This is a genomic window from Vibrio gelatinilyticus (genome assembly GCF_022836845.1).
Lineage (GTDB): Bacteria > Pseudomonadota > Gammaproteobacteria > Enterobacterales > Vibrionaceae > Vibrio > Vibrio gelatinilyticus.
In genome coordinates this window covers 286368-309031 of sequence record NZ_JAJNNZ010000002.1, presented here as the reverse complement: position 1 = coordinate 309031, position 22664 = coordinate 286368, and the positions used below count along the sequence as shown (strand labels likewise).

At 44.9% G+C, this 22664-nt stretch carries 17 protein-coding genes and 1 other annotated feature; of the genes, 11 read left to right on the top strand and 6 right to left on the bottom strand.

All coding sequences use genetic code 11. From position 1 onward, the window contains the following. Nucleotides 1-82: 82 nt before the first annotated feature. Together LNL84_RS03525 and gltB are read right to left on the bottom strand one after the other, a co-directional pair. Entirely contained in the window at nt 83-1552 is a 1470-nt protein-coding gene (locus tag LNL84_RS03525; RefSeq protein ID WP_244355283.1) for a glutamate synthase subunit beta, read from the bottom strand. Continuing rightward, a complete protein-coding gene (gene gltB / locus LNL84_RS03520; protein ID WP_244355282.1) occupies nt 1552-6099 on the bottom strand; it encodes a glutamate synthase large subunit in 4548 nt (1515 codons plus the stop codon). The genes LNL84_RS03525 and gltB overlap by 1 nt, the downstream gene beginning before the upstream one ends. Before the next feature lie 524 nt (nt 6100-6623). Here gltB and mnmL point away from each other — a divergent pair. The 3 genes from mnmL to LNL84_RS03505 all read left to right on the top strand — a co-directional run bounded on the left by mnmL (nt 6624) and on the right by LNL84_RS03505 (nt 10473). Beyond that, a complete protein-coding gene (gene mnmL / locus LNL84_RS03515; protein WP_244355281.1) occupies nt 6624-7568 on the top strand; it encodes a tRNA modification radical SAM protein MnmL/YtqA in 945 nt (314 codons plus the stop codon). 92 nt (nt 7569-7660) lie between these two features. Further along, complete coding sequence (arcB, locus tag LNL84_RS03510; RefSeq protein WP_244355280.1) at nt 7661-10003, top strand: aerobic respiration two-component sensor histidine kinase ArcB; 2343 nt, start codon at nt 7661-7663, stop codon at nt 10001-10003. Beyond that, on the top strand, nt 10000-10473 hold the full coding sequence (locus tag LNL84_RS03505) for a hypothetical protein (RefSeq protein ID WP_244355279.1): 474 nt from the start codon (nt 10000-10002) through the stop codon (nt 10471-10473). Before arcB ends, LNL84_RS03505 begins: the two co-directional genes overlap by 4 nt. Before the next feature lie 57 nt (nt 10474-10530). Here LNL84_RS03505 and arcA read toward each other — a convergent pair whose 3' ends face one another. Continuing rightward, nucleotides 10531-11247 carry a two-component system response regulator ArcA gene (gene arcA / locus LNL84_RS03500; RefSeq protein WP_244355278.1) on the bottom strand — a complete coding sequence of 239 codons (717 nt, stop codon included), beginning with the start codon at nt 11245-11247 and terminating at the stop codon, nt 10531-10533. A gap of 330 nt (nt 11248-11577) precedes the next feature. Between arcA and LNL84_RS03495 the strand changes: the two genes are divergently transcribed. Both LNL84_RS03495 and LNL84_RS03490 read left to right on the top strand, forming a co-directional pair. After that, nucleotides 11578-11979, top strand: a complete 402-nt coding sequence (locus tag LNL84_RS03495) for a DUF3293 domain-containing protein (RefSeq protein WP_244355277.1) — start codon at nt 11578-11580, stop codon at nt 11977-11979. Nucleotides 11980-12056: 77 nt separating this feature from the next. Further along, nucleotides 12057-12539: a putative 4-hydroxy-4-methyl-2-oxoglutarate aldolase gene (locus LNL84_RS03490; RefSeq protein WP_244355276.1), complete on the top strand. Its 483-nt coding sequence runs from the start codon at nt 12057-12059 to the stop codon at nt 12537-12539. 21 nt (nt 12540-12560) lie between these two features. Here LNL84_RS03490 and LNL84_RS03485 read toward each other — a convergent pair whose 3' ends face one another. After that, nucleotides 12561-13031 (bottom strand): ribonuclease regulator, encoded by a 471-nt coding sequence (locus LNL84_RS03485; RefSeq protein WP_244355275.1) that lies wholly within the window; start codon nt 13029-13031, stop codon nt 12561-12563. Nucleotides 13032-13306: 275 nt separating this feature from the next. After that, nucleotides 13307-13425, top strand: a sequence feature (Thr leader region). 29 nt (nt 13426-13454) lie between these two features. Here LNL84_RS03485 and thrA point away from each other — a divergent pair. From thrA to thrC, 3 genes are read left to right on the top strand one after another with little or no spacing between them, the layout of a single operon-like run. Next, complete coding sequence (thrA, locus tag LNL84_RS03480; protein WP_244355274.1) at nt 13455-15914, top strand: bifunctional aspartate kinase/homoserine dehydrogenase I; 2460 nt, start codon at nt 13455-13457, stop codon at nt 15912-15914. Nucleotides 15915-15927: 13 nt separating this feature from the next. Further along, nucleotides 15928-16884 (top strand): homoserine kinase, encoded by a 957-nt coding sequence (gene thrB / locus LNL84_RS03475; RefSeq protein ID WP_425244284.1) that lies wholly within the window; start codon nt 15928-15930, stop codon nt 16882-16884. Beyond that, the gene (thrC, locus tag LNL84_RS03470; protein ID WP_244355272.1) at nt 16884-18164 is read left to right on the top strand and encodes a threonine synthase; all 1281 of its coding nucleotides are present in this window, start codon (nt 16884-16886) and stop codon (nt 18162-18164) included. Before thrB ends, thrC begins: the two co-directional genes overlap by 1 nt. An 83-nt stretch (nt 18165-18247) precedes the next feature. On the opposite strand, the gene grcA is transcribed toward thrC, so the two are convergent. Continuing rightward, nucleotides 18248-18625 (bottom strand): autonomous glycyl radical cofactor GrcA, encoded by a 378-nt coding sequence (gene grcA, locus LNL84_RS03465; protein ID WP_244355271.1) that lies wholly within the window; start codon nt 18623-18625, stop codon nt 18248-18250. A 366-nt stretch (nt 18626-18991) separates the two neighbouring features. On the opposite strand from grcA, the gene nfo reads away from it, so the two are divergent. The 3 genes from nfo to LNL84_RS03450 all read left to right on the top strand — a co-directional run bounded on the left by nfo (nt 18992) and on the right by LNL84_RS03450 (nt 21464). Beyond that, nucleotides 18992-19840 (top strand): deoxyribonuclease IV, encoded by an 849-nt coding sequence (nfo, locus tag LNL84_RS03460; protein WP_244355270.1) that lies wholly within the window; start codon nt 18992-18994, stop codon nt 19838-19840. Nucleotides 19841-20132: 292 nt separating this feature from the next. Further along, complete coding sequence (gene ung, locus LNL84_RS03455; RefSeq protein WP_244355269.1) at nt 20133-20813, top strand: uracil-DNA glycosylase; 681 nt, start codon at nt 20133-20135, stop codon at nt 20811-20813. Between the two features lie 99 nt (nt 20814-20912). After that, complete coding sequence (locus LNL84_RS03450) at nt 20913-21464, top strand: hemerythrin domain-containing protein (RefSeq protein ID WP_244355268.1); 552 nt, start codon at nt 20913-20915, stop codon at nt 21462-21464. 39 nt (nt 21465-21503) lie between these two features. Here the strand turns inward: LNL84_RS03450 and LNL84_RS03445 are convergent, their stop codons facing one another. Next, a complete protein-coding gene (locus tag LNL84_RS03445) occupies nt 21504-22601 on the bottom strand; it encodes a tetratricopeptide repeat protein (protein WP_244355267.1) in 1098 nt (365 codons plus the stop codon). Nucleotides 22602-22664 lie beyond the last annotated feature (63 nt).

The following is a 22664-nucleotide window of genomic DNA, read 5'->3' as shown; positions in this document are numbered from 1 at the left end:
CAATAAAAAAGGCCAGTACGAAAGTACTGGCCAAAGGAAGGATATTGCTTATCAGGAGAGGAAGCTCTCCTGAGTGTTACTTTTATGCTGAAAGCATCAGCGAGTTTGCTTTTGCTTCTAGATTGGTGTTGCCCATCAGGAATGCATCGATCTCACGCGCACATTCACGACCTTCGTTGATACAGCGTACGACCAAAGATTGACCTGTACGCATATCGCCTGCAGCAAAAACACCCTTTTGGTTAGTGGTATAACCTTGAGTTGCGACATTGCCACGCTCGTCCAGTTTAATATCAAGTTGAGCAAGAACACCGGTTGGTTCTGGGTGTAAAAAGCCCATTGCTAGGAAGGCCATATCACAAGGGATTATACGCTCACTACCTGCAACTTCATCAAAGCCTGGGCGCTCACCTGGTTTCGCGTCTTGCCAAACAATATCAGCAATACGCAGACCAGTGACTTGTCCCTTATCGTTACCGATGAACTCCTTAGTCAGGATGTTCCAGTGGCGCTCACAGCCTTCTTCATGAGAAGTCGTGGTTTTCATGATCATTGGGTATTGTGGCCAAGGCATGTTCACTGGACGTTTCTCAGGTGGAATCGGCATGATTTCAACTTGAGTCACACTTGCAGCTTTATGACGGTTTGATGTACCCACACAGTCTGAACCTGTGTCACCACCACCGATAACCACAACGTGTTTGCCTTGGGCATGGATCTCTTCAGTTTTAAGATCCATGTTGTTAGCACGACGGTTATTTTGCGCGAGGAACTCCATTGCAAAATGAACGCCTTTGAGTTCACGGCCTGGAATAGGAAGGTTTCTAGGAACCGTTGAGCCACCAGTGAGCAATACGACATCAAAATCTTGTCGAAGCTGCTGTGCATTGATATCAACGCCAATATGCGCATTAACTTCAAATTTAACGCCAGCTTCTTCCATCAAGTTGATCTTACGATCAATAATGTCCATGCCGAGTTTGAAGTCAGGGATGCCAAATCTTAGTAGACCACCGACTTTTTCGTCACGTTCGAACACTGTAACGCAGTGTCCTGCACTATTAAGTTGTTCTGCGGCAGACAGACCCGCCGGGCCTGAACCGATGATCGCGATGGTCTTGCCACTGCGAGAGCGAGGTTTTTTCGGTTTTGCATAGCCTTCACGGTATGCGGTTTCAACAATAGTTTTCTCGATATTACAGATAGTGATAGGGTCTTGGTTGATACCCAATACACATGCACTTTCACAAGGAGAAGGACACACACGTCCCGTAAACTCAGGGAAGTTGTTGGTTGAGCTTAGGATATTCCAAGCTTCTTCCCAGCTGTCACGATAAACCGCGTCATTGAACTCAGGGATGATGTTACCGATTGGGCAACCGCTGTGACAGAAAGGTACGCCACAATCCATACAACGAGAAGCTTGGGTGCTGATCTTGTCACCAAACTCTTCATTAAGAACGAATTCTTTGTTGTCTTCAATACGAACGGTTGGGTCGAGCTTCTGTGGAAGCTCACGACCGTGTTCTAAAAATCCAGTAGGCTTACCCATTATACTGCCTCCACTTCTTCCGTTTGAGCTTGCTCAGCTTGTGCTTGACGTTTTTGAAGAACCGCTTTGTAGTCACGCGGCATCACCTTAACGAGAGACGCTAGGCTTGCTTCAAAATTGTCTAAGAACGACTGAGCAACTTCACTTCCTGTGAACTCTACATGCTTGGTTAGCATGTCTTGTAGTAGTTCCCGATCTTCTTGTTCGATAGGATCTAGGTCAACCAGTTCAGGATTTAGCTTGGTTTCAAAGTCACCCGCTTTGTCCCATACATACGCCACACCGCCACTCATACCAGCAGCAAAGTTACGACCTGTTGAGCCTAGGATAATCGCTGCGCCACCCGTCATGTATTCACAGCCGTGGTCACCAACACCTTCAACAACCACTTTGGCTCCTGAGTTACGAACACAGAAACGCTCTCCAGCCAATCCACGAATGAACGATTCACCAGAGGTCGCGCCATAGAAACATACGTTACCAACAACAATGTTGTCTTCGGCAACGATAGAAGACTTTGCATCAGGGTACAGTACCAGCGTACCGCCAGACAGACCTTTACCCCAGTAATCGTTCGCGTCGCCTTCGACTTCGAACCTCACACCTTTAGCCAGGAAAGCACCAAATGACTGGCCTGCAGAGCCGGTAAACTTAACGTTCATCGGTTGAGGTAGCCCTTGGTCTTTGTAGACTTTAGAGATTTCATTCGACAGCATTGTACCGGCAGAGCGGTCCGTGTTGATAATCGGGAATTCAGCGTTCACTGCTTCACCTTTCTCAAGCGCAGGAATAGCGGCTTGAATCAACTTACGGTCAAGAACCTCTTCAAGGTTATGATTTTGCTCTGTTTGGTTGTATACGCCATCTTCTTCACGAGCTTGTTCAATATGCAGAACCGGTGATAGGTCGAGGTTCTTGTACTTCCAGTGGCCAATATCGTCACGTACTTTAAGTTTGTGAGATTGACCAACCATTTCATCGATAGTACGGAAGCCCAGTTCAGCCATCACTTCACGCAGGCCCTCTGCCATGTACTGGAAGAATGTCACAACGTCTTCTACGCGACCATCAAAGCGCTCACGCAGCGTTTTGTTTTGCGTTGCGATACCAACAGGGCAGGTGTTCTTATGACACTTACGCATCATGATACAGCCTTCAACCACTAGTGCTGCTGTTGCAACACCCCATTCTTCTGCGCCAAGTAGCGTTGCTACGGCAAGGTCGCGCGGTGTTTTCATCTGACCATCAGATTGAACCACGATACGATTACGCAGACCATTCTTAAGAAGAGTCTGGTGCGTTTCTGCAAGACCGAGTTCCCACGGAAGACCCGTGTGACGGATAGAAGACATTGGAGAGGCACCTGTACCGCCATCAAAACCAGCGATAAGAACGACATCTGCTTTTGCTTTCGCGACGCCAGAGGCGATAGTACCAACGCCCGCTTCGGAGACCAGTTTCACGTTAACGCGACCAGTACGGTTAGCATTTTTCAAGTCGTAGATCAGCTGTGCCAAATCTTCGATAGAGTAGATATCGTGGTGTGGCGGTGGCGAAATAAGGCCAACCCCTGGAGTTGAGTGACGAGTCGCACCGATCCAGTCATCGACTTTGTCACCTGGTAGCTGACCGCCTTCGCCAGGCTTAGCACCCTGTGCCATTTTGATCTGAATTTCATCAGAGTTTGTGAGGTAGTAAGACGTTACACCGAAGCGGCCTGATGCGACCTGCTTGATCGCAGAGCGCTCCCAGTCACCATTTTCTTTGCGCTCGAAACGGGTTGGGTCTTCACCACCTTCACCAGAGTTCGATTTCGCGCCAATACGGTTCATCGCAACAGCGAGTGTTGAGTGAGCTTCGTAAGAGATAGAACCAAATGACATGGCACCTGTTGCGAAACGCTTAAGGATGCTTTCGATGGGTTCAACGTCTTCTAGAGGAATAGAACCTGCTGGGTTCTTAACAAAGTCTAACTGGCTACGCAGTGTTGCCGCGTTATCACCCTGATCGTCAACCGCTTTCGCGTATTTCTTGAACTGCGAATAGTCTTTGTTACGAGTCGACTCTTGAAGTAGAGAGATGGTTTCTGGGTTAAACAGGTGTTTTTCACCACGCTGTTTCCACTGATAAACACCGCCTACATCAAGAACTTGCACTGGAATTTCACGAGTTGGGTAACCAACGCGGTGACGAACCAATACTTCTTTGGCGATATCATCGATCGTGAGACCTTCGATACGCGTAACAGTGCCAGTAAAGTATTTATCAACAACTGACTTGCTGATCCCTAGAGCCTCAAAGATTTGCGCACCATGGTATGACTGAAGCGTGGAGATGCCCATCTTAGAGAAGATCTTCAGTAACCCGCCGTTGATTGATTTACGGTAGTTCTCGAATAGATCTTTGATGTTTGCTTCTGGATCCAGCTTCTTCGTGCGCTGTAGGTCAACCATAGTCTCGATAACAAGGTATGGGTTAACCGCATTTGCACCGTAACCCACTAGCGTTGCAAAGTGGTGCGTTTCACGTGCATCACCCGTCTCAACAACGATGTCACACTTAGCACGTAAGCCTTTACGGATCAGGTGATGGTGAACTGCGCCAACCGCCAGCATAGCTGGAATGGCAGCGTGGTTAGAGTTAACTGCACGGTCAGTCAGAAGGATGATAGAGTAACCATCGATAACGGCATCTTCAGCGTATTGACAGATGCGTTTCAACGCACGCTCTAGTTTGCCTTCGTCTTCATTTGCTTGGAAAACAATATCGAGAGTCTTCGCTTGAAGGTGCTCGTTGTCGATTGCGCGCAGTTTTTCAAGCTCAGAGTTTGAAAGAACAGGCGATTCAAGTTCTACTTTTTGGCAGTGCTCAGGCGACTCGGCCAACAGGTTCTGATCTTTACCTAGGTAAGTATTCAGAGACATCACCATACGTTCACGAATCGGATCGATTGGCGGGTTGGTGACCTGAGCAAATAATTGCTTAAAGTAGTTCGATAGATGCTGTGACTGGTGCGATAGGATCGCCAGTGGCCAGTCGGCACCCATTGCAGACAGTGGCTCTTTGCCATCTTTTGCCATAGGCACGATAATTTCGTTCACTTCTTCTGAGCTAATGCCAAACGCTTGTTGTTTGTGCAGCAGCCTTTCAGGGGAAGGTTGGCTGAATTCGTTGCTCGCTTCAGGCAGCTTTTTCAGGCTGAGTAGGTTTTCTTCTACCCATTTTTGATATGGCTGTGCGTTAGCAATGCTGTCTTTAACTTCTTCATCAGAGATGATGCGGCCTTGTTCAAGGTCGGCAACAAAGATACGACCTGGCTGCAGACGACCACGGAATTCAACATTCTCTGGCTCAATTTCAACCACACCAGACTCTGAAGCCATCACGAGGAAGTCATCTTTAGTCACGGTATAGCGAGAAGGACGCAGGCCGTTACGGTCAAGAGTCGCACCAACCTGAACGCCATCGGTGAAACAAACAGAAGCAGGGCCATCCCACGGTTCCATGACGTTTGCGTGGTACTGATAGAACGCGCGACGAGTTGGATCCATGTTTTTGTTTTCTTGCCATGCTTCAGGGATCATCATCATTAACGCATGTGGCAGGCTGCGACCAGAAAGAACTAGGAGCTCAAGTGCCATATCGAAGTTAGATGAATCCGAGCTGCCTTCCTGACAAATAGGAAGTAGCATGTCGATTTCTGCCTGAGTGAACAGGTCAGATTCGATGATCGCTTCACGTGCCTTCATCCAGTTCAAGTTACCGCGTACGGTGTTGATTTCACCGTTGTGGGCAATGTAACGGAAAGGCTGCGCCAGGCGCCAACGAGGGAAAGTATTGGTAGAGAAACGAGAGTGAACTAGGGCAAGCGCCGTCACCATCGTTGGATTCTGTAAATCTAGGAAGTACTGAGGCACTTGCTCTGTAGTGAGTTGGCCCTTGTAGACCAGCGTCTTGTAAGACATTGAGTTGATATAGAAGTCATCACCAATGTTAGAGACGCTCTCAAGACATACGCGAACCGTATAGTTACGTAGAACGTACAATTTACGTTCCAACTCTTCTGGCGTGCAACCTGGGCCGCCTGAAATAAACACATGCTCAAACTGAGGCTCAGTGCTTAATGGATCAGCACCAATCATTGAGTTGTCTGTCGGCAGTACGCGGTAACCGATGATTTCTAGGTCAAGACGCTTGGCATTACGTTCTAGAATGTCACGACATTGGGCGCGTTTATGCTCGTCTTTTGGAAAAAGAACAACACCAACACCATACTTCTCGAAAGAAGGCAGCTTGATACCAAGCTTAACGGCTTCTTCTAGTAAAAATTCATGGGGTTTTTGCAATAAGATGCCAGCACCATCACCGCTGCATGGATCACAACCTTGACCGCCACGGTGCTCCATTCGAGCCAGCATGTCTAAAGCTTGAGTGACCACATCATGAGATTTACGGTTTTTCAGGTGAGCAACAAAACCGATACCACAAGCGTCATGCTCCAATTCTGGAGTATACAGACCCTGTGCATTCTGCTCTCTATCTACCATAGATACTTCCTTCCAGTTAAATCTAGGCACAAAAAACTAGATAATGTGCCTTGTCCTTTGTAATTTTGATTCTTAACCAGCCAGAGGGGGCGGTTTCGATTCCATTCCGCATCTCGCAGGAAAAATGTTGCGAGAAAAACAGTCCTTGGTGATATTCGATTTTAACTGACCACTTATTTAGTGGTTTATATCGGTGGGTGACGAATATCCCCGTTCAATCTGCTATATCCCTTTGTAACAAAAGTCACATAATAGGCAGAGTTGTGTAAGTATCCTACAATTTTGTCCCCTCTAATTCCAACGAAAGTTTTGACTAGAAGGCTTTTTTTACATTCTTTTTTGAATATGTTTTATAACATCGATGCAACATATCGCACTTTTTACCTGATTTTTTGCATATTTATTGATTTGGGTTAGGTCATAAAATCTAAAGTGCTGGTACGTTTCCTGGTTTTATTTTGCAGGGATGTAATTTAGTTTCAATAATTCGAGTGAGATTCATTCTTGTTTATAGGTAAAGATTGATGCAGTTACATGAACTGGTTAATACCATCGGCCAAGATCTGCAACGCCGTTATGGTGAAAAAGTGCACAAATTGACACTGCACGGTGGTTTTAGTTGCCCAAATCGCGATGGCACGATTGGCAAAGGAGGTTGCACTTTTTGCAATGTCGCTTCATTTGCCGATGAGACGACCCAGATTCAGAGCATTCAAAGTCAACTCTCAGACAGAGCGACAGAAGTGAAGCGAGCTAAAAAATACCTCGCCTACTTCCAGGCTTACACTAATACCTATGCTGAAGTTCAGGTGTTGAAAAATATGTATGAACAGGCTCTGGAATCGGCCGATATCGTCGGGCTATGTGTGGGAACACGCCCAGATTGTGTCCCGGATGCAGTGCTAGAGTTACTGTCTGATTACGCTAAGAAAGGTTATGAAATTTGGCTTGAGCTTGGATTGCAAACGGCAAACAATCTGACCTTGAAGCGTATTAACCGAGGTCATGATTTTGAATGCTATGAGCAAATTACTAAGCGAGCCCGTTCTCTAGGGATAAAAGTGTGCACTCACTTGATCGTTGGGTTACCAAAAGAGACTCGCTCGGATAATCTAGAGACGTTAGACAAAGTACTTAGTACAGGTACTGATGGTATCAAGTTGCATGGCCTGCACATAGTAGAGGGCAGTACCATGGCGAAAGCCTGGCGAGCTGGCAAACTTGAAGCCCCAGAGCTTGAGGAGTATGTAGCCATTGCCAGTGAAATGATTCGTAGAACGCCACCTGAGGTGATCTATCATAGAGTCTCTTCGGCAGCGCGACGTCCAATGTTGCTCTCTCCTCTGTGGTGCGAAAATCGCTGGTTAGCCATGACTGAAATTGGCCGGGCTCTTGCCAAAGATGGCGCCCAGGGAGCGCTGCTGGATACTCCTTTTGTGTATACAAAACCGACGCTGAACTCAAATTAATCTCATCCTCTCCATTTTGTGCGAGATGGCTTTCTTAAATATCCTCATTAAACAGGGTACACTTGAGAAAGTTGTCGCGCATGGAGTGCTGAATGAAGCCTATTAAAAATCTCGCCCAATATTATGTCGATTTGCTTGTTCGACTTGGTATTGTTCGTTTCTCTATTCTTCTTGCTCTGGCCCTGGTAGCACTTGCTGTTGTGGTTCAGGTGGGGATTACTCTCTTTTTAAACGGCAGTGTCGATGATATCGATATTGTTCGCTCGGTATTTTTTGGCTTAGTCATCACTCCTTGGGCAGTATATTTCTTGTCAGTTGTGGTTGATCAACTCGAAGAGTCCCGTCAACGCCTCGCCAAAATGGTTGCCAAGCTCAAAGATATGAGATCTCGCGATCAAGAGCTCAATTTCAAATTGCAACAAAATATCCTAAAGCTCAATCAAGAGATTGAAGAGCGAGAGCGGGCTGAAGAGGCACGCGAGGAGGCGATGAGAGATCTGGAAAATGAGGTCTATCAGCGAGAACGTACCCAGCTTGAGTTGGCAGAGCGCACTGCTTTATTGCGCTCTTTCATCGACGCATCACCGGATCTTATCTACTATCGAAACGCAGAAGGCAGCTTTTCTGGTTGTAACAAGGCAATGGAAGAGCTGACGGGCAAAAGCGAACGCGAACTTGTTGGTTTAACGCCTTGGGATGTATATAGCGAAGAAGTGGCCAAACAGGTCGTTGATACGGATCATCAAGTGATGGAAAGCAACCAAGCACTGACTTACGAGCAATGGCTAGATTATCCAGATGGTCGTAAGATCTATTATGAATTGCGAAAGGTGCCGTTTTATAGCAAAGAAGGCCGACACTTAGGTTTGGTCGGCTTTGGTCGCGACATCACAGAGCGAAAACGTCATGAAGAGTCACTAGAAAAAGCCAGCCGCGATAAAACGACCTTTATATCGACTATCAGTCATGAATTAAGAACACCGCTAAATGGTATTGTTGGCTTAAGTCGTATGCTGCTTGAGGGGCAACTGTCAGCTGAGCAGCGCAAGCAGTTGCAAACCATCAACGTCAGCGCCATCACCTTAGGCAACATCTTTAACGACATCATAGATATGGATAAATTTGACCGACGTAAGTTGGAGCTTTATCCAGAGGCGACAAATGTCGAAGATTTTGTTTCTGAAATTGAAAGTATTTCTGGTTTGATGGCTGATCAAAAAGGACTACGATTTGATCTAGAGCGTCTTAGTGACCTACCCACAGCGGTAATGATTGATGCGACGCGACTGCGTCAAGTGATCTGGAATTTAGTTAGCAACGCCATGAAATTTACTAAGGAAGGTGGCGTTGTCATGACGGTAAGTGCTGATGTTGAAGACCATGAAGCGCATATCACGATTGAAATTGAAGATACTGGTGTGGGCATTCCAGAAAAGGAACTCGAGAAGATCTTCGCGATGTATTACCAAGTTAAATCAGGTAGTGACAACTTGCACGCCGTTGGTACTGGCATTGGTCTGGCTGTTTCAAAGCAGCTTATTAATCTGATGAGCGGCGATATTACAGCTTCGAGTGAGCTGGGCTTTGGGAGTACTTTTACTGTTGAAATTCGAGTTCCTTGCGTGGAAGGCGCACTGTTCAAAGAGCTTACACTTCCTGAGCAGCCTAGCCTTAATATCTTTATGGTCGAAGATATTGAATTGAATGTTACCGTTGCCTGTTCATTGTTGGAAAGTCTAGGGCATACGGTGACCGTTGCTATGACCGGAACGGAAGCTCTTGATATGTTTGAGCCCGAGCTCTATGACCTGGTGTTATTAGATATCCAATTGCCTGACATGACAGGTTTTGATGTGGCTCAAACCTTCAGAGAGCGTTATGACTTGTTACCTCCGCTGGTGGCACTGACAGCCAATGTATTAAAAAATAAGAATGAGTATATTGAGCAAGGTATGGACGATGCGATCAGTAAGCCATTGAATGTAAAAGCTCTAAATGATGTGATCATGTCATTTACTTTGGCCGAGAATGTGTCGCCTAAGAAAGAGAGAGAAGTGGTTGTTGAACACGGTTCACGTTTTGACCATCTTCTGGATCTGGATATGTTAGATTCCTATGTGGATATCGTGGGAACCAGGCCTGTCTACGACAGCATTAAGATGTTTGAGGATATGATGCCAGGCTACGTGGAGATCTTGGACTCGAATATGGTAGCCAAAGATAAAGAGGGAATCGCATCTGAAGCTCATAAAATCAAAGGCGCTGCAGGCTCTATTGGTTTGAAACACATTCAATCAATAGCCCAAAAGGCACAGTCTCCCGATATGCCTGCATGGTGGGAGAACATTTCCGACTGGGTTGAAGAGATCAAAAACGAATATCCAAATGATATCGAAGTACTCAAGTCCTGGTTAAAAAGTAAGGAAAGCAAATGAAAAAATTAATAACAGTGCTCACGATGACCGCTGCAATGATCGGCTGTGGTGCTATGACAGAAACTTCCGAAACCGAGCGTTGGTCGAACAATAAAGTGGTCATGCTTTCTAAACAGCAAGTGAATTTAGAGTCCAATTTGTGGATAGATAAAATGCCCAAAGTGGGTGAAACCAAAGCGTTAGTGAGTGAGCAGGTCGTGTTTGGATCGCTCAATCTGTCGTCTCCGGGGCAAATTCCAGCTGATCTTGATGTGAGTAAGGTGGTGATCAAGCAGGGCGAGCAGGTTTGGCTACTTGAAGACAGCGACTTTGAACTGCGAAACCACAGTGAACAACAGTGGGAAGTCGCCTTTGCCTGGCAGATTGATGTTAATACGATCCAGCCCGTTGATATTGCCGTTGAGCTTGAGGATGGTACACAGCAAGTGTGGTTGTCACAGTCAAATGTTGAGATCGATACCGTCTACTAAAATTGCAGACGATAAAAAAGGGACGCCTAAAGCGTCCCTTTTGCGTTGATTTGGTCGTTACTCTTCCAAATCACCACAGAAGCGATAGCCTTCGCCGTGAATTGTAGCAATGATCTCTGGGGTTCCAGATACTGATTCAAAGTGCTTGCGGATTCGACGGATGGTCACATCAACAGTACGATCATGGGGTTTAAGCTCACGACCTGTCATCTTCTTGAGTAGGTCAGCACGAGTTTGGATTTTCCCTGGGTTCTCACAGAAGTGCAACAATGCACGGAACTCAGAACGTGGCAGTTTATAACCATCACCGCTAGGGCTCACCAGTGAGCGGCTGTTGATATCCAGTACCCAACCGTTGAACTCATACTTCTCTACCGTACGCTTCTCTTCTTGTGATGCGTACGAGCTCATAGAGCGGCTTAGTAGGTTACGAGCACGAATGGTAAGTTCGCGAGGGTTGAATGGTTTGGTGATGTAGTCATCAGCACCAATCTCTAAACCTAGGATCTTATCAACTTCGTTGTCACGTCCCGTTAGGAACATAAGTGCGACATTGGCTTGTTCACGAAGTTCGCGCGCAAGCAATAGACCATTTTTTCCTGGTAGGTTGATGTCCATGATAACTAGGTTTACTGAGTTATCAGAAAGGACTTGATGCATTTCTTGGCCATCACTGGCTTCAAAAACAGCGTATCCTTCTGCTTCAAAAATGCTTTTAAGAGTATTACGTGTTACTTGCTCATCTTCAACAATAAGAATCTGCGGGCTTTGCATCGGCGGTACCTAATTTAAACTTGTGATAAATTTGTCGCTAGTAGAATAAATTCTAGGCAAAAAGTTAACAAATAGGTAATGTTTCTTGTGTGTATGTGACACATTTATAGAAACAGTTACGTTTGTCACTCGCCTTCCATGACATTGCCAACGATGAGAAATTCCTTATGTCTCTTACTTATTCTGCTACATCATTGCGGCGAATTCTATAATGTTAACAGCATGCTAACAATGATCAAATGTTAATTCCATACACTTTGTTGATTTATATCAATAGCCCATGTGTAACAAATATTAATAGTCATGATGAAATAGTAGGTTTTTGTTGATATGACAATAGATGCAAAACTGTGGTGTTCTTATTCAGATCCACACTTTATTTTTAGCACTTCAGATATGGTAGGTGACTATGCCATTATAACCGCTTGGAACCCAGGCAGTATCCTGTTGTCAAAAAAAGATAACCACGATAAAAATCAAGAGCTTGAATTGGCTTTTCCTCCAGTGAATTGGGCGAAGGTAAAAGTCGGTGATGCGCGATTTAATTGGTATGAAGAGAGCTACGCTGTGGCCCTAAGCATGAAGAAAAGCATTGAGTTAGGGCGGATTTTTAAGCAGAATGCCATTTACTATGTGGTAAATAACCAACTATTTTTGATCTCCTGTCATGACAATAAACAGAAAAAATTGGGAGATATACGTGAAAGGATACAACAGATAAACCGTAGATAGTTTACTGAAAATTTCGCCTTTGACGTAAAAGGATTTTATATTACAGGCTCATTTTGAGCTCGAATCATGGAGGAATGATGAGAGATATCACACCTGATATTTGTGACCAACACGAAGATAAAGTGACGCTGTTGACCATGCCATTGCAAAATTTTGGCCTGAGATCAGCGTTCTGGGGAGAGATCGTAACGGTACGTTGTTACCACGATAACTCCAAAGTTCGTGAGGTCCTATCACAAGAGGGTACCGGTAAAGTACTGTGTGTTGATGGTAATGGCTCACTTCAAAAAGCACTTCTTGGTGATCAGTTGGCCATAATGGCCATTGAAAATGGCTGGGAGGGAATCATTGTTAATGGTGCGGTTCGAGATGTCGCAGCAATATCCGAAATGGATCTTGGTGTTAAAGCGCTAGGTGCTTGCCCATTTAAAACGGAAAAACGTGGTGCCGGAGAAGTTGACGTTACATTAACGATCAACAATCAGCTTATTCAGCCAGGAGATTACATTTATTCTGATTGGAATGGTGTATTGGTATCTAAGGAACAGCTGTTTACCTAAGTATCATGCTTTGGTAACTTACTAAAACCGGAAGCCTAGGCCTACTTCAACCCCTTGCTGCAACTTTTCATAATCGAAAGTCGCATGCAGGTCTAGGTTTTCCGTTAACCTCATTCGGCTCGACAGCTCTGCTGCCATTGCACCCTGCGTTTCACTATCTTCCGTATATTGGTAGCTTCTTAGTGTGCTCTTAATGCTGATCCTGTCTGATACTTTGTAGTTCACACCGCTTAACAGTCCATTATCAGCAGTACTTTGCGAGTTGTTTAACCGTGCACCAACGTACAGGTCTACAGACTCAAATACAGAGTAAGAATAGCCACTGTCGAGATTCCAAGCATCGTACTCATCACTCGATGAATTGCTACCAGAAGAAAGGAAAAACTTATGTGGTGAGGCGTTATGACTGTTTGACAGGGACGGCAAATCCACCGCAAGTGCGGCACCGCTAGAAATGACAAATATAACAGAGGCAGACAGAATTCTGATCATTATGAACACCACTCCTTAGCTATATTTATAGTCATTATGAAATTAATTAAAGCACACTTTCTAAACCAAAAGTTATAAAACTATATAGCATTTTGTTATTTACAAAGATCTTGAATGCATATGCAGACATTAATGCCAAATATTCATGCTTTGGCTGCAATTATGATTGAAATGCGAGAAATATGTAATTTTTCATTGACTAAGTTACCCGAAGTAAGGTAAACGTAGTGTTAACCAACGTAATGAGTTTTGAAGACAACTTATGAATTTTAGCCAGCGCTCTGTAATGATGACCACCATTATTATTACCAACATTCACATTGTTGGGGCAGGCTTATAGCGGAAAGAAATTCAAAAAAAGGCCTGTATCTCACACGATACGGGCCTTTTTTTTACCTGTTTTGAGTATTTCGGGAGGAAAGGATGCGAGTATTAAAGTTTGGAGGTTCGTCGTTAGCAGACGCTGATCGTTTTTTAAGAGCAGCGGATATTATTGCGAACAATGCCCAGCAAGAAGAAGTATCAGTGGTGCTCTCAGCACCAGGTAAAACAACCAACAAATTGGTTGCTATTATTGAAACAGCATTGAGAAATCAAGAGCCTGAATTGCAGATATCAGAGCTTGAAACTTCATTTAATGAGCTTTTTAGCCAGATTGAATCTGTTTTACCCAATATTGAGAGAACTGATTTTGACAACCAAGTCAAAACCTCACTGTTTCAGTTACACCAGTTTGTACATGGCATTCGTTTATTGGGCACCTGTCCAGACCATGTTAATGCTCGAATCATCTCTAAGGGTGAACGAATCTCAATTCAGCTAATGAAAGCAGTGCTGCGAGCCAAAGGGCAAGCAGCAGAATTGATTGACCCTGTCCAATATCTCTTTGCGAATGGAAGTCATTTAGAGGCGATGGTCGATGTGGAAGTGTCGACGCAAAACTTTATTCAAAAACCATTAACGCCAGAAGTCGTTCATATTATGCCGGGCTTTACCGCAGGCAACGTAAAAGGAGAGTTGGTCACATTAGGACGTAATGGTTCAGATTACTCTGCGGCTGTCTTAGCAGCGTGTTTAAGAGCAGATTGTTGTGAAATTTGGACTGATGTCGACGGCGTTTATAACTGCGACCCGCGATTGGTCGACGATGCTCGTCTATTGAAATCCCTTAGCTATCAAGAAGCGATGGAATTGTCTTATTTTGGCGCCTCAGTACTGCACCCTAAGACCATCGCACCCATTGCACAATTCCATATTCCTTGTCTAATCAAAAACAGTTTCAATCCACAAGGTGCAGGCACGCTTATCGGACAAGACACAGGTGAAGATAAACTGTCTATTAAAGGTATTACTACCTTATCCAATCTCGTTATGGTCAACGTTTCTGGTCCGGGCATGAAAGGCATGGTGGGCATGGCGAGTCGAGTATTTGGCGCTATGTCTTCAGCAGGCGTTTCAATCGTGCTCATCACTCAATCTTCATCGGAATACAGCATTAGCTTTTGTATCGAAGAAGCGGATAAAGATGATGCCGAACGCGTGCTGAAAGAGTCATTTGAGTTGGAACTCAAAGACGGCCTTCTTGAGCCAGTCGAGTTCATGAATGACGTTGCTATCGTCACTCTAGTTGGAGATGGTATGCGCACTTCTCGTGGGGTGGCATCACAGTTCTTCTCCTCTTTAGCAGAAGTGAATGTCAACATCGTCGCCATTGCTCAAGGTTCTTCAGAGCGTGCGATTTCAGCCGTGATCCCTGAAGATAAAATTTCAGAAGCCATTAAAGCGTGTCACGAGAACTTATTTAATTCGAAGCACTTCCTTGATGTATTCGTCGTTGGTGTCGGTGGTGTTGGTGGTGAGCTCGTTGATCAGATCGAAAGACAGCAAGCGAAATTGTCCGAAAAAGGCATTGTGATCCGAGTTTGCGGCCTGGCAAACAGTAAAGGCTTGCTGCTTGATGGTGAAGGTCTGCCGTTAGAGCAATGGCGCGATCGTATGAACGGTGCCTCGGAAACGTTCAGCCTGGCCAATCTTAAAGCTCTTGTGCAGCGCAATCACATCATTAACCCAGTATTGGTAGATTGCACCTCGAGCGAAGAGATAGCCAATCAATATACAGAATTTTTGGCGGCGGGATTCCATGTTGTCACGCCAAACAAAAAGGCCAATACCGCAAGTATGGCTTACTATCATCAACTTCGTGATGTTGCCAGAAACTCACGTCGCAAGTTGATGTATGAGACAACAGTGGGTGCCGGACTTCCTGTTATCGAAAACTTACAAAACCTTATTGCAGCGGGCGATGAACTTGAGAAATTTAACGGTATATTATCGGGTTCATTGTCATTCATCTTCGGTAAGTTAGATGAAGGGCTGTCACTGAGTGAGGCAACAAATGTTGCTAAAGAGAAAGGATTTACAGAGCCTGATCCTCGTGATGACCTATCAGGAATGGATGTCGCACGTAAGCTATTGATCCTTGCCCGTGAAGCTGGCATGGCGCTTGAGCTTGAAGATGTAGAAGTTGATCAGGCACTGCCACCTGGCTTTGATGATTCAGGTTCTGTTGATGAATTTATGGCTCGCCTGCCACAAGCGGATGAATACTTTAATCAGCTCATTGCGGACGCTGCAGAGCAAGGCAAGGTACTTCGTTATGTGGGTGAAATCGCAGACGGCAAGTGCCGAGTACGCATTGCCGCTGTCGATGAAAATGATCCGATGTACAAAATCAAGGATGGCGAGAATGCGCTAGCGTTCTATAGCCGATATTACCAACCGATCCCTCTGGTACTGAGAGGTTACGGCGCGGGTACCGAAGTGACGGCTGCCGGTGTTTTCTCTGATGTAATGCGTACATTGGGTTGGAAATTAGGAGTCTAGTATGGCGACAGATATGCAAAGTGTTACCGTGTATGCTCCGGCTTCCATTGGCAATGTCAGCGTTGGTTTTGACGTATTGGGTGCAGCCGTGTCACCCGTTGATGGAACATGGCTAGGCGATTGCGTGACAGTAGCTTTAGGTGAATTGCCTTTTGATTTAACGACCAAAGGCGATTTTGTCGATAAGTTGCCGACAGAGCCAAAAGAGAATATCGTTTACGATTGTTGGCGAGTTTATGCGCGTGAACTGGAGAAAAAAGGCATTGCATTAAAACCGGTGCACATGACTCTCGAAAAGAATATGCCAATTGGTTCGGGATTAGGCTCGAGCGCATGTTCTATCGTTGCGGCCTTGGACGCTCTTAACCAGTTCCATGCTAACTCACTTGATGAAACCGAGCTTCTTGCCCTAATGGGTGAGATGGAAGGGCAAATTTCAGGTGGTATCCATTACGACAATGTGGCACCTTGCTACCTAGGTGGTGTGCAGCTGATGCTCGAAGAGCTCGGCATTATTAGCCAGGAAGTACCTTGTTTCGATGATTGGTACTGGGTTATGGCTTACCCAGGGATTAAAGTCTCGACAGCGGAAGCGCGAGAGATTTTGCCGTCTCAATATCGTCGTCAGGACATTATCGCCCATGGACGCCATTTGGCTGGTTTTATTCATGCTTGCCATTCAGGGCAGCCTGAATTAGCGGCGAAAATGATCAAAGACGTTATTGCAGAGCCCTACCGAGCGAAGTTACTGCCCGGTTTTGAAGCAGCTCGCCACTATGCGGCTACTGCGGGGGCGTTGGCAACGGGGATCTCTGGTAGTGGACCAACTCTGTTTAGCATCTGTAAAGAACAAGATGTGGCAGAAAGAGTCGCCCGTTGGCTTCAAGAGAATTATGTACAAAATAACGAAGGATTCGTGCATGTTTGTCAATTAGACAAGCAAGGTTCGAAAGTAACAGGAAGTAAGTAATGAAGCTTTACAATATTAAAGAAAATGATGAACAAGTCTCATTTGGTCAGGCGGTAAGACAAGGTCTGGGTCGTAATCAAGGACTTTTCTTCCCGTCAGAGTTGCCAAAATTCGAAGATGTTGATGCTCTTTTGGCTGAAGATTTCGTTCCGCGTAGTGCAAAAATCCTCTCTGCACTTATTGGCAATGAATTATCAAAAGAACAGGTCTTAGAGCTAGTTGGCGATGCTTTCCAATTTCCCGCACCTATTAAAGCGGTGAAGGACGGAGTGTATGCTTTGGAGCTTTTCCACGGTCCAACCTTAGCGTTCAAAGATTTTGGCGGTCGTTTCATGGCGCAATCGCTAGCAGCGGTATCTGAAGGTGGAAAGATCACCATTTTAACGGCAACATCCGGTGACACTGGTGCGGCTGTCGCTCACGCGTTTTATGGTATGGAAAACATCAATGTAGTGATTCTGTATCCAAAAGGAAAGATAAGCCCACTACAAGAAAAGCTATTTTGTACATTGGGTAAAAACATCCACACTGTTGCAATTAACGGCGACTTTGATGCGTGTCAGGCTTTGGTGAAACAAGCATTTGATGATTCTGTGTTGCGTGAAGAGATTGGACTTAACTCTGCTAATTCCATCAACATTAGCCGTCTAATGGCGCAAATCTGTTATTACTTCGAAGCTGCATCTCAGATGATCAAGCAAGAGCGCGAAAACCTTGTTATCTCGGTACCTAGTGGTAACTTTGGTAACCTAACAGCAGGTCTTTTAGCCAAAGCGCTAGGCTTGCCAATCAAACGCTTTATCGCTGCGACTAACGCGAACGATACTGTGCCTCGCTACCTCGAAACTGGTCAATGGGAACCAAAACCAACCGTTGCAACGACATCTAACGCGATGGATGTTAGCCAACCAAATAACTGGCCACGTATCGAAGAGTTGTGCCAGCTAAAAGGTTGGGGATTAGATACCCTAGGTAAAGGTTCTGTTTCGGATGCACAAAGTGCAGAATCAGTAAAAGATCTGCATGCACTGGGTTACTTGTGTGAGCCGCATGGTGCCATTGCCTACCGTGTGCTCAATGAGCAGCTGGCGCCGGAAGAAACAGGGCTCTTTTTGTGTACGGCACACCCTGCTAAGTTCAAAGAAGTGGTTGATGAAGTTCTGCAGTTAGATATTGAACTGCCAGCTCCATTGGCGAAACACGCGGCGATGGAATTGTTATCTGAAGATCTCGACAATGATTTTGATGCGCTAAAAGCGGTACTGCGTAAAGTTCAGTAATACTTGGTAGTCAGATTAGATAGAAAATAAAAATGGCGCTCATAGAGCGCCATTTTTCAATTTATTAGACCGTTCATTCAGACTTATAGTGACTGAGTAAAGGTACGAGCAATAACGTCGCGTTGCTGCTCAGGTGTTAATGAGTTAAAGCGAACAGCGTAACCAGAAACACGGATAGTCAGTTGAGGATAGTTTTCTGGGTGAGCGACAGCATCTTCAAGAGTTTCACGTTTAAGAACGTTAACGTTTAGGTGTTGACCACCTTCAATGCGCGGTGCAGTTTCGATCGCAACTTCACGGCTTTCGTATTCACCTAGGTCGCTAACCGCAATAACTTGATCAGCTTCGAAGCCTGAATTTGCAGCAACACAACGTGCTTCGTTTTTCTCGCCGTCAATTAGCCAGATTGAATTTAGTAGATCGTCGTTTGCTGCTTTAGTAATTTGGATACCTTGAATCATCACTATCTCCTAAGCCACTTTAGAGTGGTATTATTGTGGTGTTAATTTTCAAATATTGTTGAGTTGGGACTATATATACCCAGGTTGATTTTATTGCGCATTGATTTAGATCAATTTACCACAAAAAACATTATCATATGTAAGGTTATAAAGTTGATAAATGTCAATAAAGCACCTGAAAATCAGGCTTTAAAATCATAGTTGAATGATTAAATAATATTTTAACGGCATAAGTGTAGTAATAAAACTACACTTATGCCGTTTTTATGACAAAAGAAGCATTGATAACCGGTTTTTATCATAAAAACTGAAAGTATCATATCGCTAAATAACACTTTTAAAACTGTGAACTGGATCGAGTGGAAAATGAACAAATTTATTGGGGCGCACGTCTCGGCTGCTGGTGGTGTAGATAAAGCGCCACAGAGAGCTGCCGATATCGGTGCCAATGCATTCGCACTATTTACCAAAAACCAAAGACAGTGGGCAGCGAAGGCGCTAGATCCCGTAATTGTGGAAAATTTCAAAAAGGAATGCGCTCGACTGGGCTTCCTTCCGGAGCAAATACTTCCGCATGATTCATATTTGATCAACCTCGGCGCTCCAGAGCTAGAAAAGCTGGAAAAATCTCGCGCCGCATTTATAGATGAAATGGAAAGGTGCAGAACCCTAGGGCTTTCGCAAATTAATTTTCATCCTGGGAGTCATCTTAAGAAAATTTCCGAACAAGAGTGTCTAGAGAGAATTGCCGACTCGATAAATATCGCTCACCGGGCGGTACCTGATATTGTCGCGGTGATTGAAAACACAGCAGGCCAGGGAAGTAACCTGGGTTGGAAGTTTGAACACTTGAGCTATATCATTGATAAAGTAGAAGATAAATCGCGTGTTGGTGTTTGTCTCGACACCTGTCATACCTTTACTGCCGGTTATGATCTGCGTACTAAAGAGGCGTGTGAGGCGACCTTCTTAGAGTTTTCTAAAGTAGTTGGTATGCACTATCTTAAAGCGATGCACCTCAATGATTCAAAAGTGGTTTTAGGCGGCAAGGTCGATAGGCACCACTCGTTAGGTCGTGGTGAAATTGGTTGGGAGTGCTTTGAATACATAATGAGAGATCCTCGCTTCGACGCTATACCATTGATATTAGAGACTATTGAGCCTGATATCTGGAAAGATGAGATACAGGCACTAAGACATTTTACCCAAAACTAACTCTTTTTTTAGATAAAATGGAATTCTGGCACCTTTCTTTCATACTAGTTTAATAAGCTATGACTATATAAAGTAGGTGCCATTATGACTCGTATATCAATTCCTAGAGCAATCACTGGTCGAAATCATCGTTTTCCTGTGCCGAACAGACATGTAACTGGTCAAGGTCACTATCGAACTCCACAGAGTCGAAACGCATCAAACTAGTAGCGGTGATTAATAAGCAGTAGAGCGTTAAAGGTTTCTTAGTGTGATGCTACACTGTGGCAGATAACTACCAAAAGGAATCTAAATGAACGCTTCACTGACTTGGGACGTGGTACTGAAAGTTGAGGAAGAGAAAGAATACTATCAGGCGCTAATCGCACGTATCGAACAACAGCGACAGAGCGGAACAGTAGTCTTTCCCCCTAAAGAGGATGTATTTAGTGCGTTCGCTTTAACTCCCTTTTCAGACATCAAAGTCGTGATATTAGGGCAAGACCCTTATCATGGCGCAGGCCAAGCGCATGGATTGTGTTTTTCGGTGCGACCATCGGTCAAGATACCGCCATCGCTGGTGAATATCTACAAAGAACTCGCACAAGATATTCCTCACTTTCAAATCCCTCACCATGGCAATTTAGACAGCTGGGCAAAACAGGGCGTTTTGCTGTTAAACACTGTGTTAACCGTTGAGCAGGGCAAGGCTCACTCGCATGCCAAGTACGGTTGGGAAACGTTTACCGAACAGGTGATTAAGGTTATTAACGAGCATTGCAATGGTGTGATTTTTCTACTGTGGGGCGCACACGCACAGAAGAAAGGTAAGGCCATTGATAGAGAACGCCATCATATACTGACAGCACCACACCCCTCGCCACTGTCAGCCCATCGAGGCTTTTTGGGCTGCAGGCATTTTTCCCAAACGAATCAGCTTTTAAAGCAATCAGGACGTCCTGAAATTGACTGGCAACCTCCGTTATCTGAGTGAGTTATTGAAGCAATATCATCATTTTTAAGAGGGAGCTCAAAGCAAATATTGCACGCATCTTATACACTTACTGATAGTGAGTGGAATGGGAGCAGAACAATGATGATTGAAAGGATAAGGCGAGAGCATGGCTATATGGTGCGTTTGCTAGCAATACTGGCGCACAAATTGCGCCAATTGAAAGATGAGAAGCCAATCAATTACAGTTTAGTTGAAGAGATCGTCGACTATCTTGCCAATCATTCGGAGAAAGTGCATCACCCAAAAGAAGATATTATATATCACCACTTTTTAAAACGCTTTGGCGACCAAGAAACCATTTCCGATTTGGAGCATGAACATCAAACATTGTCGGTCAAGACACATGAGTTTTTGGACATAGTACAGATGATTTTGCAAGATGCTGTTGTTCCTCAAGATATTTTTATATCAAAACTCGAAGCTTTTATTCATGATCAGAGGCATCACCTTGAGCTAGAAGAACGCTCAATTTTGCCACTGATCGAAAAGCGTTTCTTGATTGCAGATTGGCAAGCCGTTGAGAATAAGTGGAGTCAGTCAGAAGATGACCCTGTGTTTGGCGATACGATAGCCGATCGGTACAAACAGCTGGCAGAACGAGTCAGGCAAAGTGATTCAGAATCGGTGTAGGCTCCACTAGTAAGTGAAAAGAAGAGTGATGTGCCCACATCACTCTTTTGTCATTTGTGCCAGATAGATAAGCCAGTCAGCCGTTTGTTTGCTTGGCTGCTCTCGATGCGCCACTTCCGCGGTTTGTTTCGCTTTCGAGTAGTCTTTTTGCCCTGCATAGGCACGGATTTTCAGTAGTTGTCTAGTGTGTTGTGATAGCCCAGAGGCTTTATCTAGCGCCGTTAAAGCTTCTTGGTATTTCCCTTGCTGAAGCGCCAGTCTTGACACATTTTCATAGTATTTGCTGTTGAGTCTAGCGACGGCCGACCAAGCAGTTTGAGCTTTAGTCCATTCACGAGCCGTTTGCCAATGGCGAGCTTGCTTCACCATTGTCTCAATGTCTTTACCATCAACTTGAAGCTCAGCGTAGGTCATTGCTGCGTGCTCTGGTACTCCTTGCTGGGCGTAGAGCTGGGCTTTGCTAAACTGAAGATTGTCAGGGATGTCAATCCCAGCACGTTCCGCTGAAACTAAGGTCGCTAGTGCCAACCTATACTGCTTGGTTTGCATATACAATGAGCTTAGTTGTTGCCACCACACAAGGTTATCCGGTTGCAGTGCCAGTAATTTTTGTGTGGTAATGATGGCACTGTTAAAAAGTGATAAACGGATCTCTGCGGTAAGCTGTAAGCTCAATGGCTGCTGTCTTGGCGTGTTGTCGAGTTTTTGATGGTGATCTATTGTGGTCAGAAGGGGGTCCCATTGCTGCAATAAGTAGTAGGCTCTCGCTTTATTAAGCCATACATCAGCTAGCTGCTCTTTAGTTATACTATTGGCATGTGCCGTTTGTGCCAGGTGATCAAAATGCTGCAAGGCTTGCTCTGGCATGTTTTCCGATAGCATAAGCTCGGCCAGCATGCGCTCGGTTTGCCAACCTTGCTCGTTTTTAAATGCATCACTATCGACGGCAAATTTCAGTTGCTTTATTGCCTTGGAAGGCTGCCCTGACTGCCAATAATAGATGGCCAGCATTCTAGCGACATAGGCTTTGTCATAGCGAGCATTCGACTTGATGCTTTCTAGAAGTTCAATCGCTTCGCTGAGTTTTTCTTGTTGCTCCAACTCATAAGCTTTGGAAACTTGTATTGCAGTGCGCATACCTAACTCTGAATTCGCTAAAGCATGGCCAACGAGCAAGGGGAAGCACAGGACAAGAGCACA